The organism is Desulfuromusa ferrireducens (assembly GCF_055389805.1).
Window position 1 is genome coordinate 512,124 of sequence record NZ_AP042415.1, and the last position, 24,144, is coordinate 536,267.

23 protein-coding genes are annotated in these 24,144 nt (G+C 55.0%); 12 read left to right on the forward strand and 11 right to left on the reverse strand.

Going from position 1 to position 24,144, the window contains the following annotated elements:
• The first annotated feature begins 204 nt into the window (after nt 1–204).
• Entirely contained in the window at nt 205–1,269 is a 1,065-nt protein-coding gene (locus tag ACZ5PT_RS02285; RefSeq protein WP_464265191.1) for a cytochrome-c peroxidase, read from the forward strand.
• A 286-nt stretch (nt 1,270–1,555) separates the two neighbouring features.
• On the opposite strand, the gene ACZ5PT_RS02290 is transcribed toward ACZ5PT_RS02285, so the two are convergent.
• Nucleotides 1,556–2,215: a hypothetical protein gene (locus ACZ5PT_RS02290; protein ID WP_464265192.1), complete on the reverse strand. Its 660-nt coding sequence runs from the start codon at nt 2,213–2,215 to the stop codon at nt 1,556–1,558.
• A gap of 40 nt (nt 2,216–2,255) precedes the next feature.
• Complete coding sequence (locus tag ACZ5PT_RS02295) at nt 2,256–2,471, reverse strand: hypothetical protein (protein WP_464265193.1); 216 nt, start codon at nt 2,469–2,471, stop codon at nt 2,256–2,258.
• A 622-nt stretch (nt 2,472–3,093) separates the two neighbouring features.
• Between ACZ5PT_RS02295 and ACZ5PT_RS02300 the strand changes: the two genes are divergently transcribed.
• From ACZ5PT_RS02300 to ACZ5PT_RS02345, 10 genes are all read left to right on the forward strand, one after another.
• Nucleotides 3,094–4,815 carry a sigma-54 interaction domain-containing protein gene (locus ACZ5PT_RS02300; RefSeq protein WP_464265194.1) on the forward strand — a complete coding sequence of 574 codons (1,722 nt, stop codon included), beginning with the start codon at nt 3,094–3,096 and terminating at the stop codon, nt 4,813–4,815.
• Nucleotides 4,816–5,138: 323 nt separating this feature from the next.
• A complete protein-coding gene (pruA, locus tag ACZ5PT_RS02305) occupies nt 5,139–6,782 on the forward strand; it encodes an L-glutamate gamma-semialdehyde dehydrogenase (RefSeq protein WP_464265195.1) in 1,644 nt (547 codons plus the stop codon).
• A gap of 77 nt (nt 6,783–6,859) precedes the next feature.
• The gene (locus ACZ5PT_RS02310) at nt 6,860–7,765 is read left to right on the forward strand and encodes a proline dehydrogenase family protein (RefSeq protein ID WP_464265196.1); all 906 of its coding nucleotides are present in this window, start codon (nt 6,860–6,862) and stop codon (nt 7,763–7,765) included.
• A 179-nt stretch (nt 7,766–7,944) separates the two neighbouring features.
• Nucleotides 7,945–9,081, forward strand: coding sequence for a branched-chain amino acid ABC transporter substrate-binding protein (locus ACZ5PT_RS02315; protein ID WP_464265197.1), 1,137 nt, complete (start codon nt 7,945–7,947; stop codon nt 9,079–9,081).
• 260 nt (nt 9,082–9,341) lie between these two features.
• Nucleotides 9,342–10,238, forward strand: coding sequence for a branched-chain amino acid ABC transporter permease (locus ACZ5PT_RS02320; protein ID WP_464265198.1), 897 nt, complete (start codon nt 9,342–9,344; stop codon nt 10,236–10,238).
• On the forward strand, nt 10,238–11,194 hold the full coding sequence (locus tag ACZ5PT_RS02325; protein ID WP_464265199.1) for a branched-chain amino acid ABC transporter permease: 957 nt from the start codon (nt 10,238–10,240) through the stop codon (nt 11,192–11,194). Before ACZ5PT_RS02320 ends, ACZ5PT_RS02325 begins: the two co-directional genes overlap by 1 nt.
• Nucleotides 11,184–11,963 (forward strand): ABC transporter ATP-binding protein, encoded by a 780-nt coding sequence (locus ACZ5PT_RS02330; RefSeq protein WP_464265200.1) that lies wholly within the window; start codon nt 11,184–11,186, stop codon nt 11,961–11,963. Before ACZ5PT_RS02325 ends, ACZ5PT_RS02330 begins: the two co-directional genes overlap by 11 nt.
• Nucleotides 11,956–12,675: an ABC transporter ATP-binding protein gene (locus ACZ5PT_RS02335; RefSeq protein WP_464265201.1), complete on the forward strand. Its 720-nt coding sequence runs from the start codon at nt 11,956–11,958 to the stop codon at nt 12,673–12,675. The genes ACZ5PT_RS02330 and ACZ5PT_RS02335 overlap by 8 nt, the downstream gene beginning before the upstream one ends.
• A 67-nt stretch (nt 12,676–12,742) precedes the next feature.
• A complete protein-coding gene (locus tag ACZ5PT_RS02340) occupies nt 12,743–13,552 on the forward strand; it encodes a universal stress protein (protein ID WP_464265202.1) in 810 nt (269 codons plus the stop codon).
• Between the two features lie 28 nt (nt 13,553–13,580).
• On the forward strand, nt 13,581–14,993 hold the full coding sequence (locus ACZ5PT_RS02345; protein WP_464265203.1) for a sigma-54 interaction domain-containing protein: 1,413 nt from the start codon (nt 13,581–13,583) through the stop codon (nt 14,991–14,993).
• 87 nt (nt 14,994–15,080) lie between these two features.
• Here ACZ5PT_RS02345 and ACZ5PT_RS02350 read toward each other — a convergent pair whose 3' ends face one another.
• The 9 genes from ACZ5PT_RS02350 to ACZ5PT_RS02390 form a co-directional block, all read right to left on the reverse strand.
• Complete coding sequence (locus ACZ5PT_RS02350) at nt 15,081–15,419, reverse strand: NifB/NifX family molybdenum-iron cluster-binding protein (protein ID WP_464265204.1); 339 nt, start codon at nt 15,417–15,419, stop codon at nt 15,081–15,083.
• Nucleotides 15,420–15,440: 21 nt separating this feature from the next.
• The gene (locus ACZ5PT_RS02355; protein WP_464265205.1) at nt 15,441–16,718 is read right to left on the reverse strand and encodes a P-loop NTPase; all 1,278 of its coding nucleotides are present in this window, start codon (nt 16,716–16,718) and stop codon (nt 15,441–15,443) included.
• Between the two features lie 36 nt (nt 16,719–16,754).
• The gene (locus tag ACZ5PT_RS02360; protein ID WP_464265206.1) at nt 16,755–17,636 is read right to left on the reverse strand and encodes an ATP-binding protein; all 882 of its coding nucleotides are present in this window, start codon (nt 17,634–17,636) and stop codon (nt 16,755–16,757) included.
• Nucleotides 17,633–18,619, reverse strand: a complete 987-nt coding sequence (locus ACZ5PT_RS02365) for a radical SAM protein (RefSeq protein WP_464265207.1) — start codon at nt 18,617–18,619, stop codon at nt 17,633–17,635. The genes ACZ5PT_RS02360 and ACZ5PT_RS02365 overlap by 4 nt, the downstream gene beginning before the upstream one ends.
• Nucleotides 18,620–18,622: 3 nt before the next feature.
• Nucleotides 18,623–19,462, reverse strand: coding sequence for an ATP-binding protein (locus ACZ5PT_RS02370; protein ID WP_464265208.1), 840 nt, complete (start codon nt 19,460–19,462; stop codon nt 18,623–18,625).
• 34 nt (nt 19,463–19,496) lie between these two features.
• Nucleotides 19,497–19,859, reverse strand: a complete 363-nt coding sequence (locus tag ACZ5PT_RS02375) for a NifB/NifX family molybdenum-iron cluster-binding protein (RefSeq protein ID WP_464265209.1) — start codon at nt 19,857–19,859, stop codon at nt 19,497–19,499.
• 28 nt (nt 19,860–19,887) lie between these two features.
• On the reverse strand, nt 19,888–20,235 hold the full coding sequence (locus ACZ5PT_RS02380) for a DUF5320 domain-containing protein (protein WP_464265210.1): 348 nt from the start codon (nt 20,233–20,235) through the stop codon (nt 19,888–19,890).
• 31 nt (nt 20,236–20,266) lie between these two features.
• A complete protein-coding gene (locus ACZ5PT_RS02385) occupies nt 20,267–20,866 on the reverse strand; it encodes a NifB/NifX family molybdenum-iron cluster-binding protein (protein ID WP_464265211.1) in 600 nt (199 codons plus the stop codon).
• A 184-nt stretch (nt 20,867–21,050) separates the two neighbouring features.
• Nucleotides 21,051–22,439, reverse strand: a complete 1,389-nt coding sequence (locus ACZ5PT_RS02390; RefSeq protein ID WP_464265212.1) for a sigma-54 interaction domain-containing protein — start codon at nt 22,437–22,439, stop codon at nt 21,051–21,053.
• A 386-nt stretch (nt 22,440–22,825) separates the two neighbouring features.
• Here ACZ5PT_RS02390 and ACZ5PT_RS02395 point away from each other — a divergent pair, with 386 nt between their 5' ends.
• Nucleotides 22,826–24,019: an MFS transporter gene (locus tag ACZ5PT_RS02395; RefSeq protein WP_464265213.1), complete on the forward strand. Its 1,194-nt coding sequence runs from the start codon at nt 22,826–22,828 to the stop codon at nt 24,017–24,019.
• Nucleotides 24,020–24,144: the final 125 nt, after the last annotated feature.

Sequence of the window (24,144 nt, forward strand, 5' to 3'; positions counted from 1 at the left end):
TTTATAAAGCGGATTTCGATCCTAAAAAATTACACATTTCCAAAGCAGGAAGGAAGCTGTGTCAAACCGAATTTACGAATCAACACTGCAACCTAACTTTTCCACAGCCCCCCCTTTGACAGCCCTTTTGGAGCATCTATACTCATTAAAGTTTCACTGCAACCTACCGTTGATCGCGCGGGACAAACAAAAAAGGAGCATGTAATGCTAAGTCGAATTTTGATCTGTTGCGTTGTCTTCGTATTTTTCTGCAATCCAATCTGGGCCAAAGAGAGTTTACTGAAGCAGAGTCAAACCATATTTGAGCCGATACCGCAACATCCTCCGGCACTGGAGAACAACCCCTTGACCCCGGAAAAGATCGAGCTGGGAAGAATGCTCTATTTTGACCCTCGCCTCTCATCCTCTCAATTAATCAGCTGCCAGACCTGCCATAATGTCGGACTGGCCGGTGTCGATCTACAGGAGACCTCGGTCGGTCATGGTTGGCAAAAGGGGCCACGCAATGCGCCAACCGTACATAATGCAGTCTTTAACTTGGCGCAATTCTGGGACGGTCGTGCCAAGGACTTAGCGGAACAGGCCAAAGGTCCGGTGCAGGCTTCAGTGGAGATGAACAATACCCCGGAGCAGGTATTGGTGACCCTGAACAGTATTCCCGGTTATGTGACGTTGTTTAAAGCTTCCTTCCCCAACGCGAAAGAGGCTCTCACCTTTGACAACATGGCCAAAGCAATTGAGGCATTTGAGGCCACCTTGATCACCCCAAATTCTACTTTTGATCGTTATCTGCGCGGTGATGAAACGGCGTTGAGTGCTGAGCAGAAGCAGGGACTGGAACTGTACCTTGAAAAGAGTTGTGACAGCTGTCATAGCGGCGTGAATCTAGGTGGCCAGGGCTACTACCCATTCGGGCTGGTGGAGGCTCCGAATAGCGAAGTGCGTCCCGTCGATGATTTTGGTCGATTCCAACTATCCAATACCGCCAGTGACAAATACGTGTTCCGTGCTCCTGCGCTACGTAATCTCGCCTTGACCCAACCCTATTTCCACTCAGGCAAGATCTGGAGTATGGAGTCTGCGGTCAGCATTATGGGCTCATCGCAACTGGGGATTGAACTGACAAGAGAGGAAAGCGAGAAGATTTCGGTCTTTCTTGAAAGTTTGAATGGGGAGATGCCGGAAGTCGTCCATCCGATTCTTCCACCAGGGACAAAAGATACGCCGCGACCGATCCTGACCACCAAGGCGGAAGTTGTCGGCCATTAGCCGCAACCTGTCCAGATAAATTTAGGCCCGGTCTTGAATCTGAAATGATTCAACCGGGCCTTTTTTTACTCAAGCAGGGAGGGGGCTTTCATTTCCCCCTGGGGCCTCTCCGCGAGGACAAGTAGCAAAGGAAACTTTCCCGATTGCTGGAAGATAAAAAGCCCCGGTTCAATAATTAACCGGGGCTTTCCTGAAGTCTTTTTTTTGCACTGCAATACTGGTCTAGATATTAATTACGTGACCACTCAGCCAGAATATTACCCAGCCAGATCAGGTTGGGATATGACTAGTGCTTTTTAGCGCCAGCAGTTTGCATCTTTTTGCTCGAAGCATTCTTGGCTGCCTCTTTCGTCATGCCAAACAGATTCATAACCGCCGGGAGCAGTTGTGCAACAACCAGCAGGGCACAGAAACCGACAAACAACAGAACCAGGATGCCACTGTTATAGACTTTGCTGGTGTCAGCAGCCATGGCTGGAACGGACATAAGAATCAGAGTCAGGGTAGTGAAGATCGATTTTACGTTCAACATAGTATTCTCCTTGGATATAGTTTTGGGCGTATTGATATTCGCCTGATAGGTTTTAAAAGCACAATTTACTGCCTGATGAATCTCTTTTCGGCCCGCTTCTCCTTCAGGGGAGAGCGCATGATAGAAAATCCCCGCTTTACGAATCCGGCGCATAAGAGTGAGCGGGATATCATCGGTCACCAGGATAATCGAAAGATGTCGATTACATTTCTTCAGTAACGGAACCAGCTTTACGATCTGCTGCTCATCATATTCACCTGCGAGCACGATCACCTGAATCGTCTTGTTGAGAACCCCTTCCAGCCCACTAGTGACGGAATCGGTAGAGGTGATGTGATAAGCATCATCACTGAAAATGCCAGCCAACTGATCTCTTTCTTCCTGGTTTTTATTTGCAATCAGTAGCCCTTGCATAACTTCAGCCTTTCTCCGCAACATTTCAGCAATCTGAACGCTAGTAATGAACCTGAGTTTTGCCGCTGAGAAGCCCTTTAACCATACCGATGAACATCAGGGTGGCTGGCACCAACTGACACACTAGAATCAAAGCAAAGAAGCCGATGAACAAGGAGAGCAGCAATCCGCTTTCCGTACTTGCGGTCCCAGCAGCAAAAGCAGATGTTGAAGAAGCGAACAGGGCGATAAGAGCGTTACGTAGACTTTTTTTCATGACGACCTCCATGTTTATCATTGGAAGAACCTGTCTTGGTTTCGTTATTCTTGTCTTTCCTATACAGCAGTGATCGTGCCAAGGTTGAAACAAAACCGAGGAACAGGACCCAAGATACTGAACTTATTAAGATATAAAGATTGACTAAGCTAGATAAGGACTTTTTCAAAGCTGGACATTGTATACGGAAGAAATACACCTCTGGCGATGCAAAGAACCGAACAGAAGCGAACAAGACCCAATAGGTAGTTGATAATATTGAACTATTCTTTGTCTTAATGGGGTGGATAAGAAAAATAATCGTTAGATATAATAATATTATCTGAAAAACTCAGGATGAGTCAGGCTCATACCACAGGCAATCACGCCTGCTAGCGAGGGCGGATGGTGAAAAAGTCGCCTGGACACAGGGGGGCCATTTTCTTGCTTCAAAACTACCAACTACCTCTATGGGGAAATCTACTGACCAGTCGATAGAGAGTCTACAAAAACTAAATTTATTGTTTTGTGAATTGATCTGCCTGACGTCTGCTCTTCTGCACAACCCACCAGTATTCCATATTGCATACTCAATGCATTTGCGCATATAATGCAATATCTTCACTTTCACCCCGGAGAATAGATGGATACAAACAACAATCTCCTGAACGCTCTGCTCGACGCCACTGCGCGCGTCATCATAAGTGTGGATCAGCTAGGGGTAATCACCAATATCAGCAAACAGGCGAAACAACGCCTGAACATTGCTGTCGGCAGCAACCTGGCGACGGAGTTTCCCGATTTCTGGCCGCAGATAGAAAAAATCCTTGCTGCCCAGATCCCGCAACAAACGATCTCTTTACACCTCGCGAACGCAGAATTTCTGGTCGACATCAATCCGCTGCTGATCGAGGGGGAAATCCAGGGGGCCGTCTGCACCCTGGTCGACAGCCAGCAACTGGAATCGATGACCCGCAATCTCACCTCCTTCCAAACCCTCTCCCGCGAGTTGGATACGATCATCGACTCCTCGTCAGACGGACTGTTCGTCTGTGACGCTAACGCCAACGTTATCCGCGTCAATCCCGCCTCGGAACGGATCCACCAGTTGCCCGCCGACCAGCTGGTCGGCCGCAATATGCGGGAGCTGATCAGCGCTGGCTTTATCGACCGGTCTGCGGCCTTGGAGGCCAGCCAGAGTAAAGAACGGGTCAGCTTGCTGCAAAATAAGGATGGCCGCAAACTGATCTCAATAGCGACCCCCGTCCTGGATGATGGCGGGGACCTGATTCGCGTCGTGGTCAGCGAACGGGACATCACCGAAATAGATACGCTGCAGCGTGAACTGGAGGAACAGGCGGCGATCCGCGATCAGTTCCGCGAGCAGATGCTGGCCATGCAACATGCCGAACTGGACGCACAGAAGATTATCGCCCGCAGCCCGGCCATGATGCGCGCCCTGCAGCAGGCGATCCGCGTAGCCAGCGTCGACTCCTCGGTTTTGGTGCTCGGCGAATCGGGGGTCGGTAAGGGGCTGGTTGCTGACCTGATCCATAAAAATTCACGCCGCAAAGCCAGCCCACTGATCAAAATTAACTGCGGTGCCATCCCGGAATCACTGATCGAAGCGGAACTGTTCGGCTACGAAAAGGGCGCCTTCACCGGTGCCCAGACGAACGGGAAACCAGGCCACTTTGAACTGGCCGACGGCGGCACCCTGTTCCTTGACGAAATTGCGGAACTGCCGCTTCCATCACAAGTAAAGCTGCTGCGCTTTTTAGAAGATGGCCGCATCACTCGCCTGGGCAGCACCAGCAGCAAGAATGTCGACGTCCGGGTTCTGGCCGCCACCCACCGTAACCTGGAAGAAATGGTTGAGCAGGGCCTCTTCCGCCTCGATCTCTACTATCGTCTCAACGTGATCCCGATCCAGGTGCCGGCGGTACGCGAACGACACGACTGCATCGTGCCGCTGATCAGGCACTACATCGATCAATTCAGTCATCAAACCGGTATCCCCAAACGTTTGACACGTGCTGCTCTCGATGCCCTGACCGCCTACCCTTATCCAGGCAACGTCCGGGAATTGATGAACATCTGTGAACGGCTGGTCGTCATGAGTGAAACCGAGCTGATTGACCTACCCGACCTGCCTGCCCAGGTCGGCACCCGCAACGACAGTCTCGATTTCAGCAACCTCAACTGGCCAGCAGGGCTGAGCCTGCAGGATGCGCTTGAGCGGGTGGAAAAAAGCATTCTGGAAACCGCCAGGCAGCGCTTTAGCAACCAGACGGAGGTGGCAGCAGCCCTCGGGGTCAACCAGTCAACCATCGCCCGCAAACTGAAACGGCACGGCTTGAGCTAAAGCCCATCCAGAGAACCGCCCAACCGACTACCGACGAACAATAGCCAGCCGTGGCTACTATGCACGAATGCATAAACCCAGAGATCAAAGTCGCCGCACAGTCCCTCCCCTCAGCAGCATTAAAAAAACAATCCGTCTTCGGCTAGCAAGAAAAAAACTCGTAAAATAGCTGCTATAATCGCTAAACAGCAATTCTGCCCAAGCCCGTTCTGTACAATAAAACAGAGTTTGGCACCCTCCTTGCTCTTGGCTGTACCCATACCTTTCCCGACATGCGCGGCTGAATAAATGCCGGGACAAACCAACAGAAAAGAGGACAACCAATGAACCTTCTTAACAACGCTGTCATCAAAGTTCCAGTCCCGGGCAACGAACCGGTTTACTCCTATGCCCCAGGTTCCCCCGAACGGGCCAAGCTAAAAGCAGCCCTTGCTGAGCTCGCGGCAAAAAAGATTGAGATCCCCCTGATCATCGGCGGCAAGGAAGTCCGCACCGGCAAGATCGGCCAGGTGGTGATACCGCATAATCACAGCCACGTGTTAGCCGAATACCATATGGCCGGTGAAGCCGAAATTGAAATGGCGGTTCAGGCGGCCATGGATGCCAAACCGGAATGGGAAGCACTGCGCTGGGAAGAACGGGCGGCCATCTTCCTCAAGGCTGCTGAACTGTTGGCCGGCAAGTATCGCTATCAGATGAACGCCGCCAGCATGCTGAGCACCGGCAAGACCGCCTTCCAGGCCGAGATCGATGCCGCCTGTGAGCTGATCGACTTCTTGCGCTTCAACGTTTACTTCGCCCAACAGATCTACAACGATCAGCCGCCGATCTCACCGACCGGCATCTGGAACTATGTACAACAGCGACCGCTGGAAGGCTTCGTGCTGGCGATTGCTCCGTTTAACTTCACCGCCATTGCCGGCAACCTGCCGACCGCCCCGGCGATCATGGGCAATACTGTGCTGCTGAAGCCCGCTTCGAGTTGCGTCTACACCCCGTACCTGCTGATGCAGATCCTCAAGGAAGCCGGCATGCCGGACGGTGTTATCAACTTTATCCCCGGATCCGGTCGGCAAATCGGAGACATCTGCCTGCCGCACCGCGACCTTGGCGGTGTCCACTTCACCGGCTCAACCGGCGTTTTCCAGAACATGTGGCAGACCATCGGCAAGAATATCGCCGGCTACAAGTCCTACCCACGGCTCGTCGGCGAGACCGGCGGCAAGGACTTCATTGTCGTGCACAAATCGGCCAACCTGCGCAAGGTGGCGACCGGCATCATCCGCGGGGCCTTTGAGTATCAGGGACAGAAATGTTCGGCTGCCTCACGTGCCTACATCCCGGCCGGCATGTGGGATGCCCTGCGCAAGGAGCTGGAAACCGACATCGCTAAAATCAAACCGGGTCCGACCACTGACTTCCGCAACTTCTTTTCTGCCGTCATCGACCGCGCTGCTTTCGATAGCATCACCGAGCACATCGACTACGCCAAAGAGTCGGCTGATGCCGAAGTCATCATCGGTGGCAACTACGACGACAGCGTCGGTTACTTCATCGAGCCGACCGTGATCCTCGCCAAGACCCCCAACTTCCGCACCATGGAAGAGGAGATCTTCGGCCCGGTGATGACCATTTACGTCTACCCGGACGAGGAATTCGAGCAGGTGCTCGATACCTGCGACCAGACCTCGCCGTACGCACTGACCGGCGCGGTCTTCGCTACCGAACGAACGGCGGTCAGCTTGGCGATGGACAAACTGCAGAACGCCGCCGGCAACTTCTACATCAACGACAAGCCGACCGGCGCCGTCGTTGGCCAACAACCTTTCGGCGGGGCCCGTGCCTCGGGAACCAACGACAAGGCCGGCTCACCGCTCAACCTGCTGCGCTGGACCTCGATGCGGACCATCAAGGAAACCTACGACGCAGCGGAGAACTTTGAATACCCGTTCATGGATGAGGAATAAGTCAATTAACTTCAAACCGGCAGGGGGGAACGTCCCCCCTGCCGTCGACTTAGCCCAAAAACAGAAACGGAGCAGCCATGTCCATCTTCAATTTTCTGGTTTCAAAAACCATCATGCACATTCCGGGTCCTATTGTCGGTTTCTTTGCCAAAGGTTATATCGCCGGAGAGCAACTCAGCGACGCGGTTCTGGTCGGTCGCAAACTGAATGAACAGGGGATGATGCTGACCGTCGACATCCTCGGCGAGTTCATCAAAACCAAGGACGAAGCGGAATTCTTCAAAAAACAGTGCCTGGAAATCCTCGAAACCATCCACCGCGAAAACCTCGACGGCAACCTGTCGCTCAAACCGACCCAGATGGGGATGCTGCTCGACGCGGATTTTGCCTACGAGAATATCCGCGAAATCGTTGTCAAAGCAGCAGAGTTGGACAACTTCGTGCGTATCGATATGGAAGATATCGAGTGTACCGACCAGACCCTCGACTTCTACCGCCGCTTACGCGAAGAATTTCCGAAAAACGTCGGCGTCGTGGTTCAGTCTTACTTGCGCCGCACCCCGCAGGACATTGACGATTTAAGCGATGCCCCGATGCACTATCGCCTGTGCAAAGGGATCTACAACGAACCGCGGACCGCCGCCTGGAAAGATCCGGAGACCATCAACCAGAGTTTTGTCGAATGCCTCGAGCGGATGTTCAAACATGGTGCCTACGTCGGTATCGCCACCCATGACGAGAAACTGGTTTTTGAAGCATTGCGCCTGATCGACAAGTACGGACTCAATAAAGATCAGTACGAATTTCAGATGCTGCTCGGCGTCGACCCGGAGCTGCGCCAAATTTTACTTGATGCTGGACATCGTCTGCGTGTCTATCTGCCCTATGGCGAGTCTTGGATGCCCTATTCACGCCGACGGCTAAAGGAAAATCCCAACATTGCCCGCCATGCCCTGATCCAGATGTTGCGTGGCACCGGTTAAGTCAACTATGGGGTTGGCCGAAGACACAGCAAAGCAATCTATTTCGCCAAAACAACGTTTGGTTTGGCTATACTTCTTTTTCGACTTCGCCTCAGGCAGCTTGCTACAGTGAAGTAATTGTATTCCGTACTTCTGTAAGTACGGATCGGTCACCCCTTTACATTGACGGAGGAAAAACAATGAAAATCGGAAAAATGATGCTGGCCCTGGTGGCCATCTCCTTACTTGCCATTCCGGCTTTCGCCGACAGCCATGGTGGAACCCTCAAGGTCGGCGTGCAGGCCCCGATCACTGGCAGCTACGCCAACGAAGGCCAGGGCATTGAAAACGGTGTCCGCCTGCTGGCAGAACAGATCAACGCCAAAGGCGGCGTTATGGGTAAGCAAATCGAAGTTATCGTCTGTGATGACCAGGGCACCGCAATGGCCGCCGCTATCTGCGCCAAAGATCTGGTCAACAAAGAGGTCAAAATGGTTATCGGCTCCTACACTTCGACCTGCGCTCAAGCCGCCCAAAAAACCTACTTTAAGGCTGGCGTCCTGCAGACTTCCGACGGTACCGCCGACAGTTTGACCGAGGGGGGCTACTGGACTTTCCTGCGTAACTCCTTCCCGAACAGCGCAGAAGCAGAATTCGTCGCCAACTATCTGGTCAACGTTAAAAAGTACCAGCGCATCGTCGTTATTTCTGACTTCTCGACCTACGCTGACGGCCTGGCGAATGCCACCGAAGCGGCGATTAAAAAAATGGGCGGCAACGTGGTGTCCCGCGACAAGATCAAGGCTGACTCGCAGAACTTCACCCCGGTGCTGACCAACATCAAATCAAAAAGACCTGATGCAATCTTCTTCGCCGGCTACTACTCCGACGGTGGTTTGCTTCGTTCCCAGCAGATGGCTCTTGCCATCAAAGCAGACTTCTACGGTGGCGACGCCAACGACAACCCGGACTTTGTCAAGTTGGCCGGTTCCGCAGCGACAGGCGCATTCATCGTCAACGTTCCTGAGCCTGCTGCGCTACCAACCCCGATCGCCAAGTCCTTCATTGCTGATTACCAGAAAAAATATGGCGAGATGCCACCTTCGATCTGGGGTCTGATGAACATCGACGGCATGCGTGCCATCATCCACGCCATGGAGCAGACCAAGGGCTTCGACACCAAAAAAGCAGCCGACTACCTGCACAACATGACCGAGCCACTGGAAGGAATCACCGGTTCGATCGCTTTCGCTAAGGACGGCAACCGCAAAGGCGGCGCCTATGTGGTCAAAAAGATTCAGGCTGACGGATCCTATTCCAACGAATACGTTCAGTAAGAACGCCTGATTCGAGCTAAGGGGCGGGGGAGATTGTCATTTCCCCGCCCCTTTTTTCCCCTAAAACGTAAACGCTATCATCCGGGCGAGTCACCGACTCGCCCCTACAGAAATGTTTCAAACCCAGCGTAGGGGCGACCCGCTGGGTCGCCCGAATCGTGTCGCCCGTCCCCTGCCCCTCAGGCGCGAGATGAGGACAGCGTTGTCCTCGCCTGGCTTTTGCTTGGCAGCTTGTTCACCAACCGCTGGAGATAAGTTTTATGGATATTTTTCTGCAACAGTTAGCTAACGGCCTGACCATCGGCAGCATGTTCGCCCTGGTCGCGCTCGGCTACACCATGGTCTATGGCGTCATGCGCCTGATCAACTTTGCCCATGGTGATATGGTCGCGGCCTCAGCTTTCGTCGGTTTGACCATTTATACCCAGGTGCTGGGACAGGCGGTCTCCTTAGGTGCGGTCATCGCCATCTTCCTGCTCTCGGCAATTTGCATGGCAGCGATCGGCGTCATCCTGGAACGGGTTGCTTACCGGCCGCTACGTGAAGCGCCGCGACTATCGGCGGTGGTTTCCGCCCTCGGCGCCTCGCTGGTTATCCAAAACGGGATCATGCTGATCTGGGGTCCGCGGATGCGCATCTTCCCGGAACTGGTGCCGCAAGTCTACTGGGATCTCGGCGGCGTTGTGATCAGCTTGATCCAGGTGATCATCCTGGGACTCTCGCTGGTGCTGATGGTTGCCCTCTACCTGTTTGTCGAAAAGACCCGCATCGGCGCAGCGATCCGCGCGGCCTCTATCGATCAGGATGCGGCCCGACTGATGGGCATCAACGTCAACAACATCATCGCCCTGATCTTTATCATCGGGTCCTCTTTGGGTGCCGTTGGCGGCCTGTTTATTGGTCTTTACTACCGCGGCATCACTTTCAACATGGGTTGGCAGTATGGCCTTTACGCCTTCATCGCCGCAATTCTGGGCGGCATCGGCAACATCCCCGGTGCAATGCTCGGCGGCATGCTGCTCGGTCTATTCAAAGCCTTTATCGAAGGCTATGTTTCCAGCACCTGGGCCGATGCCTTTACCTTTATCCTGTTAATCCTGATTCTTATCGTCCGCCCCACCGGTATCCTCGGTGAGCGGGTTGCGGAGAAAGTCTGATGAAGAAACTAGAACCTTATGCTTATCCGATTTTCTTTGTCGTCATGGCTATCCTGCCGCATGTTCTGGATTCTCGCTGGCAGGCGGTGGCGATCACCTTTCTGGTCTTTACCGTGGTCGCTCTGTCGCAGGATATCATCCTCGGTAAAGCGGGCATGTTCAACATGGGGCAGGCCCTGTTTTTCGGTATGGGTGCCTACATTACTGCTATTCTCAATTCGCAGTATGGCTGGTCGATACTGGCAACCGTGCCGCTGGCGATCCTGATCCCGGCAATCTTCGGCGTTCTGCTGGCAGGACCGATCGTTCACCTGCGTGGCGATTATCTGCTGGTGGTGACCATCGGTTTCAACATCGTCTTCGTCCAGGTGGTGCAGAATAACCTGGGTGGGGTGACAGGCGGTCCGAACGGCATCTTTGGCCTCGATTCCCTGAGCCTGTTCGGTTGGCAACTGGCCAGTCAGGTTTCGGTCTATTACTTCGCTTTTGCCGTACTGTTGATCACGCTCTGGGTCATGCATAACCTGGCAAAGAGCAAAGTCGGACGCGCTTTGCACTATCTGCGTGAAGATCAGTTGGCGGCTGAAAGTATCGGCATTAACACCCGCGTCTATAAAATCTTCGCCTTCGGTCTTGGTGCCGGAATCGCTGGATTGGCCGGTACCGTGTTTGCGACCCAGTATTCGGCGGTCAGCCCGGAAGCGTTTGAATTTATCCAGTCAGTGCTGTTCTTCAGTATCGTTCTGGTCGGTGGCTCATCGGTACCGGGTATTCTGCTCGGGGTGTTTGTGATGTTCGTGCTGCCGGAGATCTTCCGCGAGTTCGCCACCTGGCGTTACTTCATCTTCGGTTTCGCGATGATCGCATCGATGATCCTGCGCCCGCGCGGTATCGTCCCGGCCACCTTCGGTAAAATCCCCAAGTTCTTGATCAAGGAAAACAACCATGGCGCCTAATGAACTGATATTGACCGACGTCACCAAGCGCTTCGGGGGATTGACCGCCGTCGACGCGCTCAGCTTCAAGGTCGAGGATGGCCAGATCTACGGCATCATCGGCCCGAACGGAGCGGGTAAAACCACTGTCTTCAACTGCATCACCGGCATCTACAAATCGGAGGAGGGTTCGGTTCTCTGGCGCGGCGAAGAGATCCGCGGTCTGACCCCCTACCAGATTGTCGATCGTGGCATTGTCCGCACCTTTCAGACCATCCGCCTTTTTTCCCAGATGTCGGTCGCCGAGAACATCATGAGCGGCCGTCACATCAAGAGCAAACAGAAGCTCTGGCATGGCATCATCCCCACCCCGGGAAAGAAACGGGATGAGCTGGAGAACTGGCAGAAGGTTGAAGAACAGCTCGATTTCTTCAAGCTGAGCGAGTTTGCCGCCACCCCGGTCGGCTCACTCCCCTACGGCATCCAGCGGCGGGTCGAGATGGCCCGCGCCATGGCCGTTGAACCGACTCTGCTAATCCTTGACGAACCGGCCGCCGGGCTCAACGACAAGGAGACTCTGGTGCTGCTCGATACGATCTTCAAGATCCGCGACAAGGGGGTCACGGTCCTGCTGATTGAGCACGACATGGATATGGTCATGGAAGTGACCGACTACCTGACGGTCATCAACTTCGGCAAGAAAATCGCCGAGGGCACCCCGGAAGAAATTCAGAAGAATCCGGCGGTCATCGAGGCCTATCTGGGAAGTGAGGATGATGACGATGAGTAATGACGTCTTGTTTGCAATAAAGGATCTGGAAGTCTCCTACGGCAGCATTGCCGCCATCAAGGGGATTTCCCTCGAAGTGCATAAAGGTGAAATCGTCACCATCTTGGGTGCTAACGGGGCCGGCAAAACCACCACCATGCGCACCATCAGCCAACTGCTCAAAGCCAAGTCCGGTTCGATCATGTTCAAGGGGATTGATCTGACCAAGACCCCGGCGCACAAGATCGTCAAGCTGGGCATCAGCCATTCGCCGGAAGGGCGTCGGGTGTTCGGCGTCCTGACCGTTGAAGAGAACCTGATGCTCGGGGCCTTCTCACAGAAAAAAATGGACCACGACGTTCTGGAATGGGTTTACCAACTGTTTCCGCGCCTCAAAGAGCGGCGCAAGCAGTTGGCTGGAACCCTCTCCGGCGGTGAGCAGCAGATGCTGGCGATCGGCCGGGCGCTGATGAGCAAGCCGGAAATGCTGCTGCTCGATGAGCCCTCCCTTGGGATCGCGCCGATCCTGGTCAAAGCGATCTTCAAACAGATCAAGGAGATCGCCAAGAGCGGCGTTACTGTGCTGCTGGTCGAGCAGAACGCCAAGGCGGCGCTGAAACTGGCCGATCGTGGCTATGTGCTCGATGTCGGCAAAATCGCCCTCTCTGGCACCTCGGAAGAACTGCTGGCTTCGGAGAAGGTGCAGGAAGCCTACCTGGGTAAGAAACATTAGATTTTGTAGGGGCGACCCGCTGGGTCGCCCGGGCGAGGCCGTGCCACGCCCCTACAGGAGTAAACAAATGAATCTTAAAGACATTCTGGTCCATATCGACAATCGTTCGACCTGCCAATCGCGACTGAAGGTCGCCATTCAACTGGCCAAACGGCAAGGCTCCCGGCTGACTGGCCTTTACGTTATTCCACACCCCTACTACGCCTCACACCATACGAACCCTCAGCAGCTGGCCGAATCAGCGAAACAGAATTTTGAGCAGGCGATTGCCGCTGCCGGACTGGAAGCAGAATGGATTTGCATAAACAGCGTCGAAACCGGCCTTGACCTGCCACACGCCCTCAATTTACACGCCCACTATCGTGACCTGCTGGTGGTCAGCCAGACCGACTATGAAATCTCTGACCGCACTATCCCCCCCAATCTTCCGGAAACGGCGGTACTCGGCTGCGGCCGTCCGGTGCTGGTGGTTCCCTATGTCGGAGAGTTCAACCATTTTGGCAAGCAGGTGATGCTCGCCTGGCGCGGCGGACCAGAATCATCCCGTGCCTTGCACGATTCAATGCCGCTGTTACGCAAAGCCAAGCATGTTCAAGTGATGACCATCCAGGGGCAACACGGTGATGAAGCCTACGAAGCCCATGATGCCGACATTTGTGCCCACCTGGCCCGCTATGAGCTGCCGCTGTCGTGTGAAAAGCATGTCACCGGGGACTTGAAGATCGGCGACATGCTGCTCAATCGCTGCGCTGATGAAGGGATCGATCTGTTGGTTATGGGAGCCTTCGCCCAATATCGCCGCGGCCACCAAAGCCTCGGCGAAGTCGGCCGCTACCTGCTTGAGTACATGACCGTGCCGGTCTTGATGTCACACTAGCTACGCACAATCGGGCAAAGGTGGAGGCATGAACAGAACCATTCAGGAACTGACCTGGGAACATGATGCCATCATCGATTCCTCGTCCGATGGCCTGTTCGTCTGCGACGGCAAGGGCCGAATCCTGCGCGTCAATCCGGCATCAGAACGGATCAACAATGCCGTGGCCAGCCAGTTGGTCGGCCGCGACTATCTGGAGGCCGCCGAAAAAGGTCTGCTGATCCTCCCGTCGGCTGCGTTGGAAGCGATAAAAAAACGCCAGCTGGTCAGTTTACTCCAAGAGAATCGCCACGGCCGCAAGCTGATCTCCACCGCGACTCCGGTGTTTGATGACGCCGGGGAATTGATCCGGGTGGTGGTCAGCGAACGGGACATTACCGAGATGGATCGTCTGCAACGCCAGCTTGAGGAACAGCAGGCGCTTGGCGACCAGTTCCGCCACCAAGTATTGGAACTACAGCAGGAACAGTTAAAAACCCAACCGATCATCGCCAAAAGCCCCTGCATGGTCAAGGCCCTCAAGCAGGCGCTCAAGGTCAGCGGGGTCGACTCAACGGTGCTGATCCTTGGCGAATCGGGTTCCGGCAAGGGGCTGTTCGCCGATCTGATCCACAAAAATTCGCGCCGGGCCGCACAGCCGATCATCAAAATCAACTGCGGTGCCATCCCCGAAACCCTCATCGAAGCCGAGCTGTTCGGCTACGAAAAGGGCGCTTTCACCGGTGCCGTCGGCAGCAAACCGGGGCACCTGGAAATGGCTGACGGTGGCACCATCTTCCTCGATGAAATCGCCGAACTGCCGCTATCGTCGCAGGTCAAGCTGCTGCGCTTTATGGAAGACGGCCAGATCACCCGGCTGGGCAGCACGCAGAATCGTCACGTTGATGTCAGAATTCTCGCCGCCACCCACCGCGATCTGCCGCAAATGGTCGAATCCGGAAGCTTCCGCCTCGATCTGTACTACCGGCTCAGCGTCATTCCACTGTCGATTCCGGCGCTGCGCGAACGCAAGGAATGCCTGTCGGCGCTGATCCATTCCTATATCGATCACTTTTCTGCCCGCAGTAACTGCAGCAAACGCATGACCCGGGCCGCACTCGACACTCTGGCCAGCTACCCTTTCCCGGGCAATGTGCGTGAATTGATGAATATCTGCGAACGGCTGGTGGTGATGTCGGAGACTGATCTGCTCGATGTGAACGATCTGCCGCAAACCATCGTCAGCGGCGCAGGCGACCAGGAACGCTTGCCGCTCGGCAACTGGCCGCCAGAGATGGATATGGCGCAGATTCTGGAGAGTGTCGAGCGGATCGTGCTGATCGACGCCAGCAAGCGCCACCGGAAACAGCAACTGATTGCCGACGCGCTCGGCATGAGCCAACCGACCGTGGCCCGCAAACTGCAAAAGTACGGCATCAGTAGTCGTTTCAGCCCGGAATAAACCGGGCATTAGTTTGAAAATCCGCTTTTGCCCAAAAAACCTCTAGCTGGGCCATTTCATGTGACTCTCCGAGCGATGATAATTGTTTCAGTGATCACAGAAGTTGATCCCCATCTGCAGGGTTCCGTCGAGGTAATCATTGACCAAACCATCCGACGAAACTGCCGGTGCACCAACCAATACCTGGATGCCCTGCTGAGCGAACAGGGCCTGGGCGCGTTGCCCCATCCCTCCGGCAATAATAATTTTGGCCCCCTGTTTTGCCAGCCAGGGCGGCAACAGCCCCGGTTCATGTGGAGGGGGAATAACCTCTTGCTGTTTGATGATCTTCTTCTCCTCCGGGTCAACATCTACCAGGGCAAAGCGTTCGCAGTGCCCGAAATGCATGGCAAGTTTTCCCTCTGCCAGTGGAATCGCTATCTTCATCCCTCTATCCTCCTGTTAGATCTATTGGTTTTCGGCTTTCACTAATGGCCTCGCGCTCAGTTCTACCAGGGGTAGAACCAGCTCCCGCATAATCTCCGCCGTGGGGGAGTCGGCATAATGACGAACAAATGGCAGACCACTGTCCCCGGCTGCTGCGACCAAAGGATCGATCGGAAGCGAGCCAAGGAAAGGCACCTGCATGTCCGTGGCGATACGTGGCCCGCCTCCGGAAGGGAGAATCTGGGTAATTTCACCGCACTTGGGACAGACAAAACCGTTCATGTTTTCCACCACGCCGAGGATCGGAACTTCAAGCTGCCGACAGAAGGTGATCGATTTACGGACATCGACTGCGGCCACTTTCTGCGGCGTGGTTACAATCACCGCACCGTCCATGCCGCCGATCAGTTGACAGACCGACAACGGCTCGTCGCCAGTACCGGGAGGGGAATCGATGATCAGATAGTCCAGATCGCCCCAGACCACGTCCTTGAGAAACTGTTCTATCACCCCCATCTTCCGCGGCCCGCGCCAGATGACAGCATCATCTTGGCTGCGCAGCAAGAAACCGACCGACATCACCTTCAGGCCATCCAGCTCTATCGGCAGCAGGCCATCGGCACAGGTCTTCAACCGCTGGCCTTCGAGACCAAGCATGGTCGGAACGCTCGGCCCGTGGATATCGACATCGAGCAGTCCGACCCGCTTGCCCAAACTTCTCAGCGCCATCGCCAGGTTGACCGCTACGGTGCTTTTTCCGACCCCGCCCTTACCGGACAACACCGCAACCTTGTGCTGAATCCGACTCATCCGGGACTGGAGTTTCTGCTGTTCATCGATTTTTTCCACCGGTTCAACACTGATGCGATTGGATGAACAGGCTGCCCCCTGCTGCTGTTGGTAATCCTTACAGGCTTTAAGCAAAGTATTGATGGCCAGCGTGGCACAATGTTCCCCTTCCGCCGGTATTTCACCAAGAGCGTTGAGAATATTCAGCGGCTGCAGTGCCTTCACCTCTTTCATCGGTTCACCTTGTGCCAGCATGGTGAGCATGCTGCCGCAGGCGCGTGATGGCTCGCAACCGTTGGTGTCGAAAGTGGCTTTTTTCAGGATGCCATTCTGCACGACCAACCAGAATTCCATGGTTTCGCCACAGGGGCCGGTCACCCGCCCATAGCTGTCGAAGAACTCCAGCGGCCCGCGGTTACGCGGATTGGTCGCGTACTCGCGGGCGATGGCGGAATAACCTTCCAATTCACCTGTTTCCAATTCACCTGTTTCCAATTCACTTGTTTCCATGTCCCTGTTTCCTCCTGTTGATTTATTTAGCTGTGTTCACTGTAGAGTGCCCAGCTGCTTTTCGAGCTGTTGCCAGATATTGCGGATATCCTCTCCGCAGGCAGCGTCGAGCTCAACCACCGCCCGTTCCTGCAACTGGGCCAGAGTCACCGCCCGGTCATAACGAATCCGTCCGACCACCTGAGCCCCAACCCGTTCGGCCAGAGCTTCTATCCGTTCGGTCTGCTCCCGGTTGAGATCCCACTTGTTGACACAGACAGCCACCGGGAGCTTGAAATGGCGCGCCAGAGAAAGTACTCGCTCCAGATCATGTTCACCGGAGAGGGTCGGCTCGGTGACCGCCAGCACCAGCGAAGCGCCGGTCAGTGAAGCGATAACCGGACAGCCGATACCGGGCGGACCGTCGACGATCACCAGCGGCCGCTGCTCTGCCTCTGCGATTCTACGCGCCTCTTCACGGACGGTGGAGACCAGTTTGCCGGAGTTTTCCGCTGCAACACCCAGCCTGGCGTGCACCATAGGCCCAATACGGGTCTGCGAGCGCATCCAGCGACCACAGAGTCGCTCGGGAAATTCGATCGCCTCCTCCGGGCAGAGCCGGACGCAGAGGCCGCAGCCCTCACAGGCTATGGGATCGACGCGGTAAGTGCCCCTTTCCTCGCTCTTTAGCACGGCATCGAACCGGCAGTTTTCCTGACAACAGCCACAGCCGCGGCAAACATCCGGTCGAATAACCGCCTCGTGGCCGCTGCGGAATTCATGTTCTTCTTGCAGTTCGGGAGCAAGCAGCAGATGCAAATCCGCCGCATCGACATCGCAATCGGCAACCACCAGCGACCCAGCCAGGACGGCAAAAGATGCGGTCACGCTGGTTTTTCCTGTTCCTCCTTTGCCACTTATAATGACAAGTTCCTTCATCCGGTCATTTCCTTCTTCACCAGCTGCGGTAGCCCGCTAACAGTGTAAAAGAGCCGCCCGTCAACCAGCACAGTGGTCAATTTTTTCGCTTTAACCAGCGCGGCCAGATGCTTGAGACCTTCCATGCCATGGAAGCCGACGCCATTGGCCACGACCTCCGCAGTACAGGGTCGCCGGCTGAGCAACGCAAGGATGTCAGACTCCCGCACCGGGAACCGGCCTGAAAGCTCCGCAACCTGCGGTTCAGGCTCACTGATGACCTCGGTCAGGCCTTGGAATAAAGCCTTAAAGGTAAGCATTTGAGTTTTTCTGACCGGAAACACAAAGCTTTCCACCGGCGGTCGGTCGACGCTGTTCAGCTGGACCTTGGTCGGCCCAATATTTTTGGCGATTTCGGCAATCTTGCTAACTTCGGCGACCATTCCGGTAACTCCGGCCAAAAGCAGTACTTCCAGCCAGATTTCTCCGCGAAAACCGGAGCTGAAGGCGATCAAGCCATCGACCATCCGTTCGAAGGGAAGATCTTCGTGCGGCCGGTTCACGCAATGGAACAGCCCCGCGGTTCCAGCGTCCAGCGAAGGAACAACCAGATCCGCTAACTGCAGATCATCCTGAACCTCTTTCATCCAGAGCAAAGACCCGTTGGTTAACACTGCCACGGGGATATCGGTGATTTTTTTGATTTTTTCGATCAAGGTGCCGATATCGGCGTTCAGTGTCGGCTCCCCGGAACCCGCTAGGCTGATGTAGTCCGGCCGCTCCGTTGTGGCCAGCTTCCGCTCCAGTTCAGCCAAAATTGTTTCGACCGGTCGATAACTCTTCCGATCAAGGGTCTTGTTGGTGGTCCGTCCCAATTGGCAATAGATGCAGTCGTAGGTACAGGTTTTAAATGGCACCAAGTCGATCCCGAGCGACCGCCCCAGACGCCGTGATGGAACCGGCCCATAGATAGAGAGATAGCCGCTGCTGTTTTTACTCGACATGCTTCACCCTTTCTTCAAATTCGTGGCTTTCTCGATCAACTCCTGGAAAATTTCCCGGTATTCCGGCAAAAAATCGACGATCAGTTTCCCCTGAGAATAGCCTTCGGCAATTCGACGGTCTTCGGGAATTTCCAGCAGAAGGGGAATTTTTACCTGGCGACAGAAAACTTGGACCCGGTCGTCGCCTACCCCCATCCGGTTGACCACCACGCCAAACGGAATTTCGAGTTCCCGCACCATATCCACAGCAAGCTTGAGGTCGTTCAGCCCGAAAGGGGTCGGTTCGGTTACCAGCAGTACAACATCGCTCCCGTGCAGGGTGGAAATAACCGGACAGGAGGTTCCGGGCGGTGCATCGAGAATTACGTGGAGCGCCGGATCCAACCTCTCCTTGACTGCCCGGATCAGCGGCGGAGCCATCGCCACACCAACATCCATCCGCCCCTGGATCAGTTTGATGTTTCCTGAGCGCATGGTTGAGACTGTGCCGATGCGCTGTTCGACCTCGTGAATCGCCTTTTGTGGACAGAGCTTTGTACACCCACCGCAGCCATGGCACATTTCGGGAAAGATAAGCGGCTTGCTGCCAAAGGAAACGATGGCGTGAAATTCACAGAATCGGCCGCATTCACCGCAGCCATTGCAACGCCCTTCGTCCACTTCCGGGACCGGGATATTCACAGCCTCTTCGCCAAGCAGCGCGCCTTCGAGAAACAGGTGGCAGTTCGGCTCTTCGACATCGCAGTCGAGCAGCTGCACCTCGCGACCGAGGGTCCGGGCCAGGTTTAAAGATACTGTTGTTTTGCCGGTTCCTCCCTTGCCTGATGCGACCGCGAGATTCATGGCTGGCAACCTATGTCAGGACTCCCGCTGCGGCTCATACCCAGTGACTCTCGACATCGGCTGATTGGGCCTCACGCAGCTCACCCGCCCAGTAATGTTGGAGCGCTTCGGCGACGGTATTGGCAGCGCTGTTAAAAACCTTGATCCCGGCCGCCTGCAACACCCGGAAGGCTTTCGGCCCACAATGCCCGGTCACCAGTACCTCGGCTCCCGAACGGACAACCGATTCCGCAGACTGGATTCCGGCCCCTTGTGCCGCGTCCCTGTTCTGCCGGTTGTCGATCGCTTCGTAGCTGGCCTGCTCCAGATCATAGATCAAAAATTTCGGCGCCCGTCCAAAGCGACGGTCCAGTGGGGCGGCCAAGCTGGCCCCCGAGGTGGTAAATGCAATCTTCATCGAAATCTCCTCCTTAACCGGACCGCGCTTATTCTGCTTTGTCAGTGCTTTCGAATTCAGCCAGCCGCTGGTTGACCAGCTTCAACTCGGACTCCAGCGCCTCGGCCTGATTCTTAAGGGCCTGCGACTCCTGTTCTGGAGTAGGGCTGCAATCCCAATCGGAGCGCATCCAGCCCGGTTGGCCGGTGGCGTAAAACATGTTGCGCCGCCCGCGACCGCCGCCACCACAGTTACGGCCTCCCCGTATCCCCCAGCCACTCAACGGTTGTGGAGTCGAATCGGCGTAGCCCGCGCCCCGGTTTCCGTTACAATAACCGCTGCCTCGTCCGGTCATCGCTCCTATTCCTTGCGGTCCCGTTCGGTCTCTTCCTGGCATAATTCTGTCCTCCTCTTTCTAAAATTTATTGTTATTGCCGGGCCATGGTCGTGCCGCACTGCGGGCAACTTTTCTGTCCGCAGGGAATTCGCCGTTCGTGCGCTTCACTGTATCCACAGTTGGGACAGAGGCAGTTACCGACGGCACCTGCCATCACCGAACCACCCATGCGCCCTCTACCCGGTCCTCCGCTTGCCTGATTTTGTCCACACCCTTTGCCGGCTCTGCCGCGTCCTTGTCCGTTCATCCTGTCATCCTCTCTTTTTACTCCGGACCGTCCCGGTAAATCGCCCCGTCCCCGGCACCCCGGCATGATAAAAGTTCCCGTTTCCAACCGATTGCCTAACCACGCCTGGATAACCTCATCCAGTTCACCGGCAACGAAAGGCACCACCTCAATTCCGTAGGCCACGATCAAACCGTGCAGCGGCCGGGAAATGGCACCACAGACCAAAGTACCGATCCCAAGATCCTGCAGATGAAGCGCCCTCTGAACCGGAACCACTTCGGCGAGAGTTTTATCTACCCGCCTGACAACCAGTCCGGACTCGGCTTCAATAATCTGGATCTCGCCGGTGGTGTCGAAGACCGGCGCGATCCGGTTGCCCCAATATGAGAATGCTGTCTTCATCGACAATCTCTCCTCCTCTTCCTGCTGAAGATAAAGAGCAAGAGAAGCGCCAACTATTCAAGCTTGCGAAAATGAGTTATAACAATCTGGAATTTATGATTTTTTTAAAACAGGGAAGGATTTCTTGCGAGACCCAGAGTAGCGCATATGCACCCATAGGCCATCACCAGTGGGTGCGTGAGAGCTACTCTTCTGACTTGCGACGGCCGCGGCCGTCCTGCTCTGGAAGGGGGATCCCCAGCTTCTTCATTCTGCGGAAAAGGGTGGTCTTGTGGATACCTAGATCCCGCGCTGCGGCCAGCCGGTTAAAGGCGTTCCGTTCGAGGGCAGCGTGGATCGCTTGCTCGTCAAGCGCTGCGCGGGCAGTGCGCAGATCAGCGTCGCCGACCGGCTTGGCATAACGGGCGGTCAGCTCGGTCGGCAGGTGGGCTATATCGATCAGTCCATCACTGCAGAGAATAAATGCCCGCTCGATCGCATTTTCAAGTTCGCGGATATTTCCCGGCCAGTGGTAGGCGATCAACAGGGAAAAGGCTTCCGGGGCGATTCCCGTAATCGCTTTCTGCTGCAAGTGATTAAAACGGGCGACAAACTGTTCCGCCAGCAGGGGGATATCCTCTTTACGGCGGCGCAGCGGCGGCAGTTCAACGCGCACCACGTTAACCCGGTAGTAGAGATCTTCCCGGAACAGCCCCTGCTTAACCTGTTCGGTCAGGTCTTTATTGGTCGCGACGATAATCCGCACATCTGCAGACTCTGAGCGGGTCGCCCCCAGCGGCTCATAGGTGCGTTCCTGCAACACTCTCAGCAACCGGACCTGCAGAGCGGGGCTGACCTCGCCAATTTCATCGAGAAAGAGGGTCCCCCCCTTGGCCAGGGCAAAGCGTCCCGGCTTATCTTTTTGCGCGCCGGTAAAAGCCCCAGCTTTATGGCCGAACAGCTCCGATTCCAACAGGGTATCGGGTAGCGCCCCACAGTTAACCGCGATGAACGGCCCCTGATTACGCGGACTGAGCGCATGGATGGTCCGCGCTACCAATTCTTTTCCCGTCCCGGTTTCACCGAGAACAAGAACCGTGCTGGGGCTGGCGGCGATTGCGGGCAAGACTTCGAAAACCCGTTGCATCAACGGGCTACGACTGGTCAGGTCGCCGACCCGAGACTTCTCCTCTAACTCCTGGCGTAATGCCTCGACCTCCGACAGGTCACGGAAGGTTTCCGCACCACCGATCACTCGATTATCTGCGTCCCGCAGCACCGCAGTAGAAATACTGGTGGGAATACGGTTGCCTTCCGAGTCAATGATGTAGCCGGAAATGCCAATGGCCGGTTTGCCAGTCTGCAGAGTTTTGTTCAGCGGGCAACCCGCACCGCACATGCTGGAGCGAAAAACTTCCGAACAGAGCTGCCCGATCGCCTCCCGGCGCGAAACCCCGGTAATTTCCTCGGCGGCCCGGTTAAAGGAGGTGATCCGCCATTCCAGATCGACGGTGAATACGCCATCGGAAATACTCTCAAGAATCGATTCGGTCGGCGTATGGACATCTGCTGAGTTGCTTTTTTTACCACTCATTCAATCCGGCTCCTTGAAGCTTCCGTGAACTCGTCTCCAGCAGCGACTGAAAAGGCCACCTTTCACCTGTGTTTTAGACCTTAATCGGCCATTATGCAATGACTTGATGTCGTTTCTCGCCCTCACTTGAATGAGCCGAAACAATCCAAGTTGCGGATGCAGGCAAAGTCAGGCGAAGCCTTAATGGAGATAATTGCTGGATATCCCGAGAGCCAAGCCCCGCAGTAGTCCCAGAGGACAGCTTCAGTTTATTTTGAGCGATCGTTTTCAGCGTGAATTGCAGGGGACAAACTCTTCAATGAATTCATTTCTTATTTATGTCAGAATAACCGCTCTGCGGGCAGAATGATCTGCTCTGTAGCTCAACCGGAAAGTTTCCCACTCAAATGAAAACCGATAAATCAAAACCCTGGCAGCGCCCCGAGTTCTTGCTCCTGTTGATGGCTTTTGCCGTACCGATTAGTTTTGCCGCCTGGCAGGCGCTATTGAACAACTTCGCCATTGAGCAGGCGGCCTTCAGCGGCCGTGAGATGGGAATACTGCAGTCGTTACGCGAAGTCCCCGGATTTTTGGCATTTGGCGTGGTCTTTATGCTGCTGCTGTTTCGTGAGCAAACGCTGGCGTTACTCTCATTACTCCTGCTCGGCCTCGGTACGGCATTGACCGGCCTCTTCCCCTCAATCATCGGCCTGTATCTGACAACCATCTTGATGTCGCTCGGCTTTCATTACTATGAAACCCTGCAGACATCTCTGGCCCAGCAGTGGATTGCCAAAGAGCACGCCGCAGAAACTTTCGGCCGCCTGATTGCCTTCGGCTCTTTCGCGGCGATAATCACCTTCGGCCTGATCTGGCTGGGCACAACCCTGCTGGAGCTTGATTTTTACTGGCTTTATCTGGGTTTTGGTGGCGCAACGGCAATTATCGCCCTGATTGCCTGGCTGGCTTTCCCGCACTTTCCGCAACAGACCGTCCAGCATAAGCACATGGTGCTGCGGCAACGCTATTGGCTGTATTACGCGCTGACCTTCATGTCCGGCGCCCGACGGCAGATTTTCATGGTTTTTGCCGGATTCCTGATGGTTGAGAAATTTTCCTATTCGGTCAGTGACATCGCCCTGCTGTTTTTGCTAAATGCCTCCTTGAACGTTTTGTTTGCGCGAAAAATCGGTCGCTTGATCGCGCGGATCGGTGAACGGAACGCGCTGCTGCTCGAATATGGCGGCTTGATTCTGGTCTTCTGCGGTTATGCCTTGGTGGAAACCGGCTGGATTGCCGCGAGCCTGTATGTTCTCGATCACCTGTTTTTTGCCCTGGCGATCAGCCAGAAAACATATTTTCAAAAGATTGCCGCAGCAGAAGATATCGCCTCAACCGCGGGTGTCAGCTTTACCATCAATCATATCGCCGCCGTCGTCATTCCAGTCGTTTTCGGCCTGCTCTGGCTTAATTCCCATGCCCTGGTTTTCTATCTCGGCGCCGCGATGGCAGTAATATCTTTATTGCTGTCGACCCTAATCCCACGCCATCCAGCCCCGGGCCGGGAAACCCGCTTCGCCATCGACGCGACAAACCTTTGAGTTGCGGTTCTATAACCTACAGCCAAGATAATGACTTGGGTTTGCGACCTTTTTTCGGAAACTTTCGAGGGTTTGTGTCGCAGTCGCTTGATGCTCAGCTTTGCTCCATAATTGATTCAGCACTT

Coding starts and splice junctions, on each gene's coding strand:
- ACZ5PT_RS02285 (WP_464265191.1), top strand. CDS start 205: ATGCTAAGTCGAATTTTGATCTGTTGCGTTGTCTTCGTATTTTTCTGC.
- ACZ5PT_RS02290 (WP_464265192.1), bottom strand. CDS start 2,215: ATGCAAGGGCTACTGATTGCAAATAAAAACCAGGAAGAAAGAGATCAG.
- ACZ5PT_RS02295 (WP_464265193.1), bottom strand. CDS start 2,471: ATGAAAAAAAGTCTACGTAACGCTCTTATCGCCCTGTTCGCTTCTTCA.
- ACZ5PT_RS02300 (WP_464265194.1), top strand. CDS start 3,094: ATGGATACAAACAACAATCTCCTGAACGCTCTGCTCGACGCCACTGCG.
- pruA (WP_464265195.1), top strand. CDS start 5,139: ATGAACCTTCTTAACAACGCTGTCATCAAAGTTCCAGTCCCGGGCAAC.
- ACZ5PT_RS02310 (WP_464265196.1), top strand. CDS start 6,860: ATGTCCATCTTCAATTTTCTGGTTTCAAAAACCATCATGCACATTCCG.
- ACZ5PT_RS02315 (WP_464265197.1), top strand. CDS start 7,945: ATGAAAATCGGAAAAATGATGCTGGCCCTGGTGGCCATCTCCTTACTT.
- ACZ5PT_RS02320 (WP_464265198.1), top strand. CDS start 9,342: ATGGATATTTTTCTGCAACAGTTAGCTAACGGCCTGACCATCGGCAGC.
- ACZ5PT_RS02325 (WP_464265199.1), top strand. CDS start 10,238: ATGAAGAAACTAGAACCTTATGCTTATCCGATTTTCTTTGTCGTCATG.
- ACZ5PT_RS02330 (WP_464265200.1), top strand. CDS start 11,184: ATGGCGCCTAATGAACTGATATTGACCGACGTCACCAAGCGCTTCGGG.
- ACZ5PT_RS02335 (WP_464265201.1), top strand. CDS start 11,956: ATGAGTAATGACGTCTTGTTTGCAATAAAGGATCTGGAAGTCTCCTAC.
- ACZ5PT_RS02340 (WP_464265202.1), top strand. CDS start 12,743: ATGAATCTTAAAGACATTCTGGTCCATATCGACAATCGTTCGACCTGC.
- ACZ5PT_RS02345 (WP_464265203.1), top strand. CDS start 13,581: ATGAACAGAACCATTCAGGAACTGACCTGGGAACATGATGCCATCATC.
- ACZ5PT_RS02350 (WP_464265204.1), bottom strand. CDS start 15,419: ATGAAGATAGCGATTCCACTGGCAGAGGGAAAACTTGCCATGCATTTC.
- ACZ5PT_RS02355 (WP_464265205.1), bottom strand. CDS start 16,718: ATGGAAACAAGTGAATTGGAAACAGGTGAATTGGAAACAGGTGAATTG.
- ACZ5PT_RS02360 (WP_464265206.1), bottom strand. CDS start 17,636: ATGAAGGAACTTGTCATTATAAGTGGCAAAGGAGGAACAGGAAAAACC.
- ACZ5PT_RS02365 (WP_464265207.1), bottom strand. CDS start 18,619: ATGTCGAGTAAAAACAGCAGCGGCTATCTCTCTATCTATGGGCCGGTT.
- ACZ5PT_RS02370 (WP_464265208.1), bottom strand. CDS start 19,462: ATGAATCTCGCGGTCGCATCAGGCAAGGGAGGAACCGGCAAAACAACA.
- ACZ5PT_RS02375 (WP_464265209.1), bottom strand. CDS start 19,859: ATGAAGATTGCATTTACCACCTCGGGGGCCAGCTTGGCCGCCCCACTG.
- ACZ5PT_RS02380 (WP_464265210.1), bottom strand. CDS start 20,235: ATGCCAGGAAGAGACCGAACGGGACCGCAAGGAATAGGAGCGATGACC.
- ACZ5PT_RS02385 (WP_464265211.1), bottom strand. CDS start 20,866: ATGAAGACAGCATTCTCATATTGGGGCAACCGGATCGCGCCGGTCTTC.
- ACZ5PT_RS02390 (WP_464265212.1), bottom strand. CDS start 22,439: ATGAGTGGTAAAAAAAGCAACTCAGCAGATGTCCATACGCCGACCGAA.
- ACZ5PT_RS02395 (WP_464265213.1), top strand. CDS start 22,826: ATGAAAACCGATAAATCAAAACCCTGGCAGCGCCCCGAGTTCTTGCTC.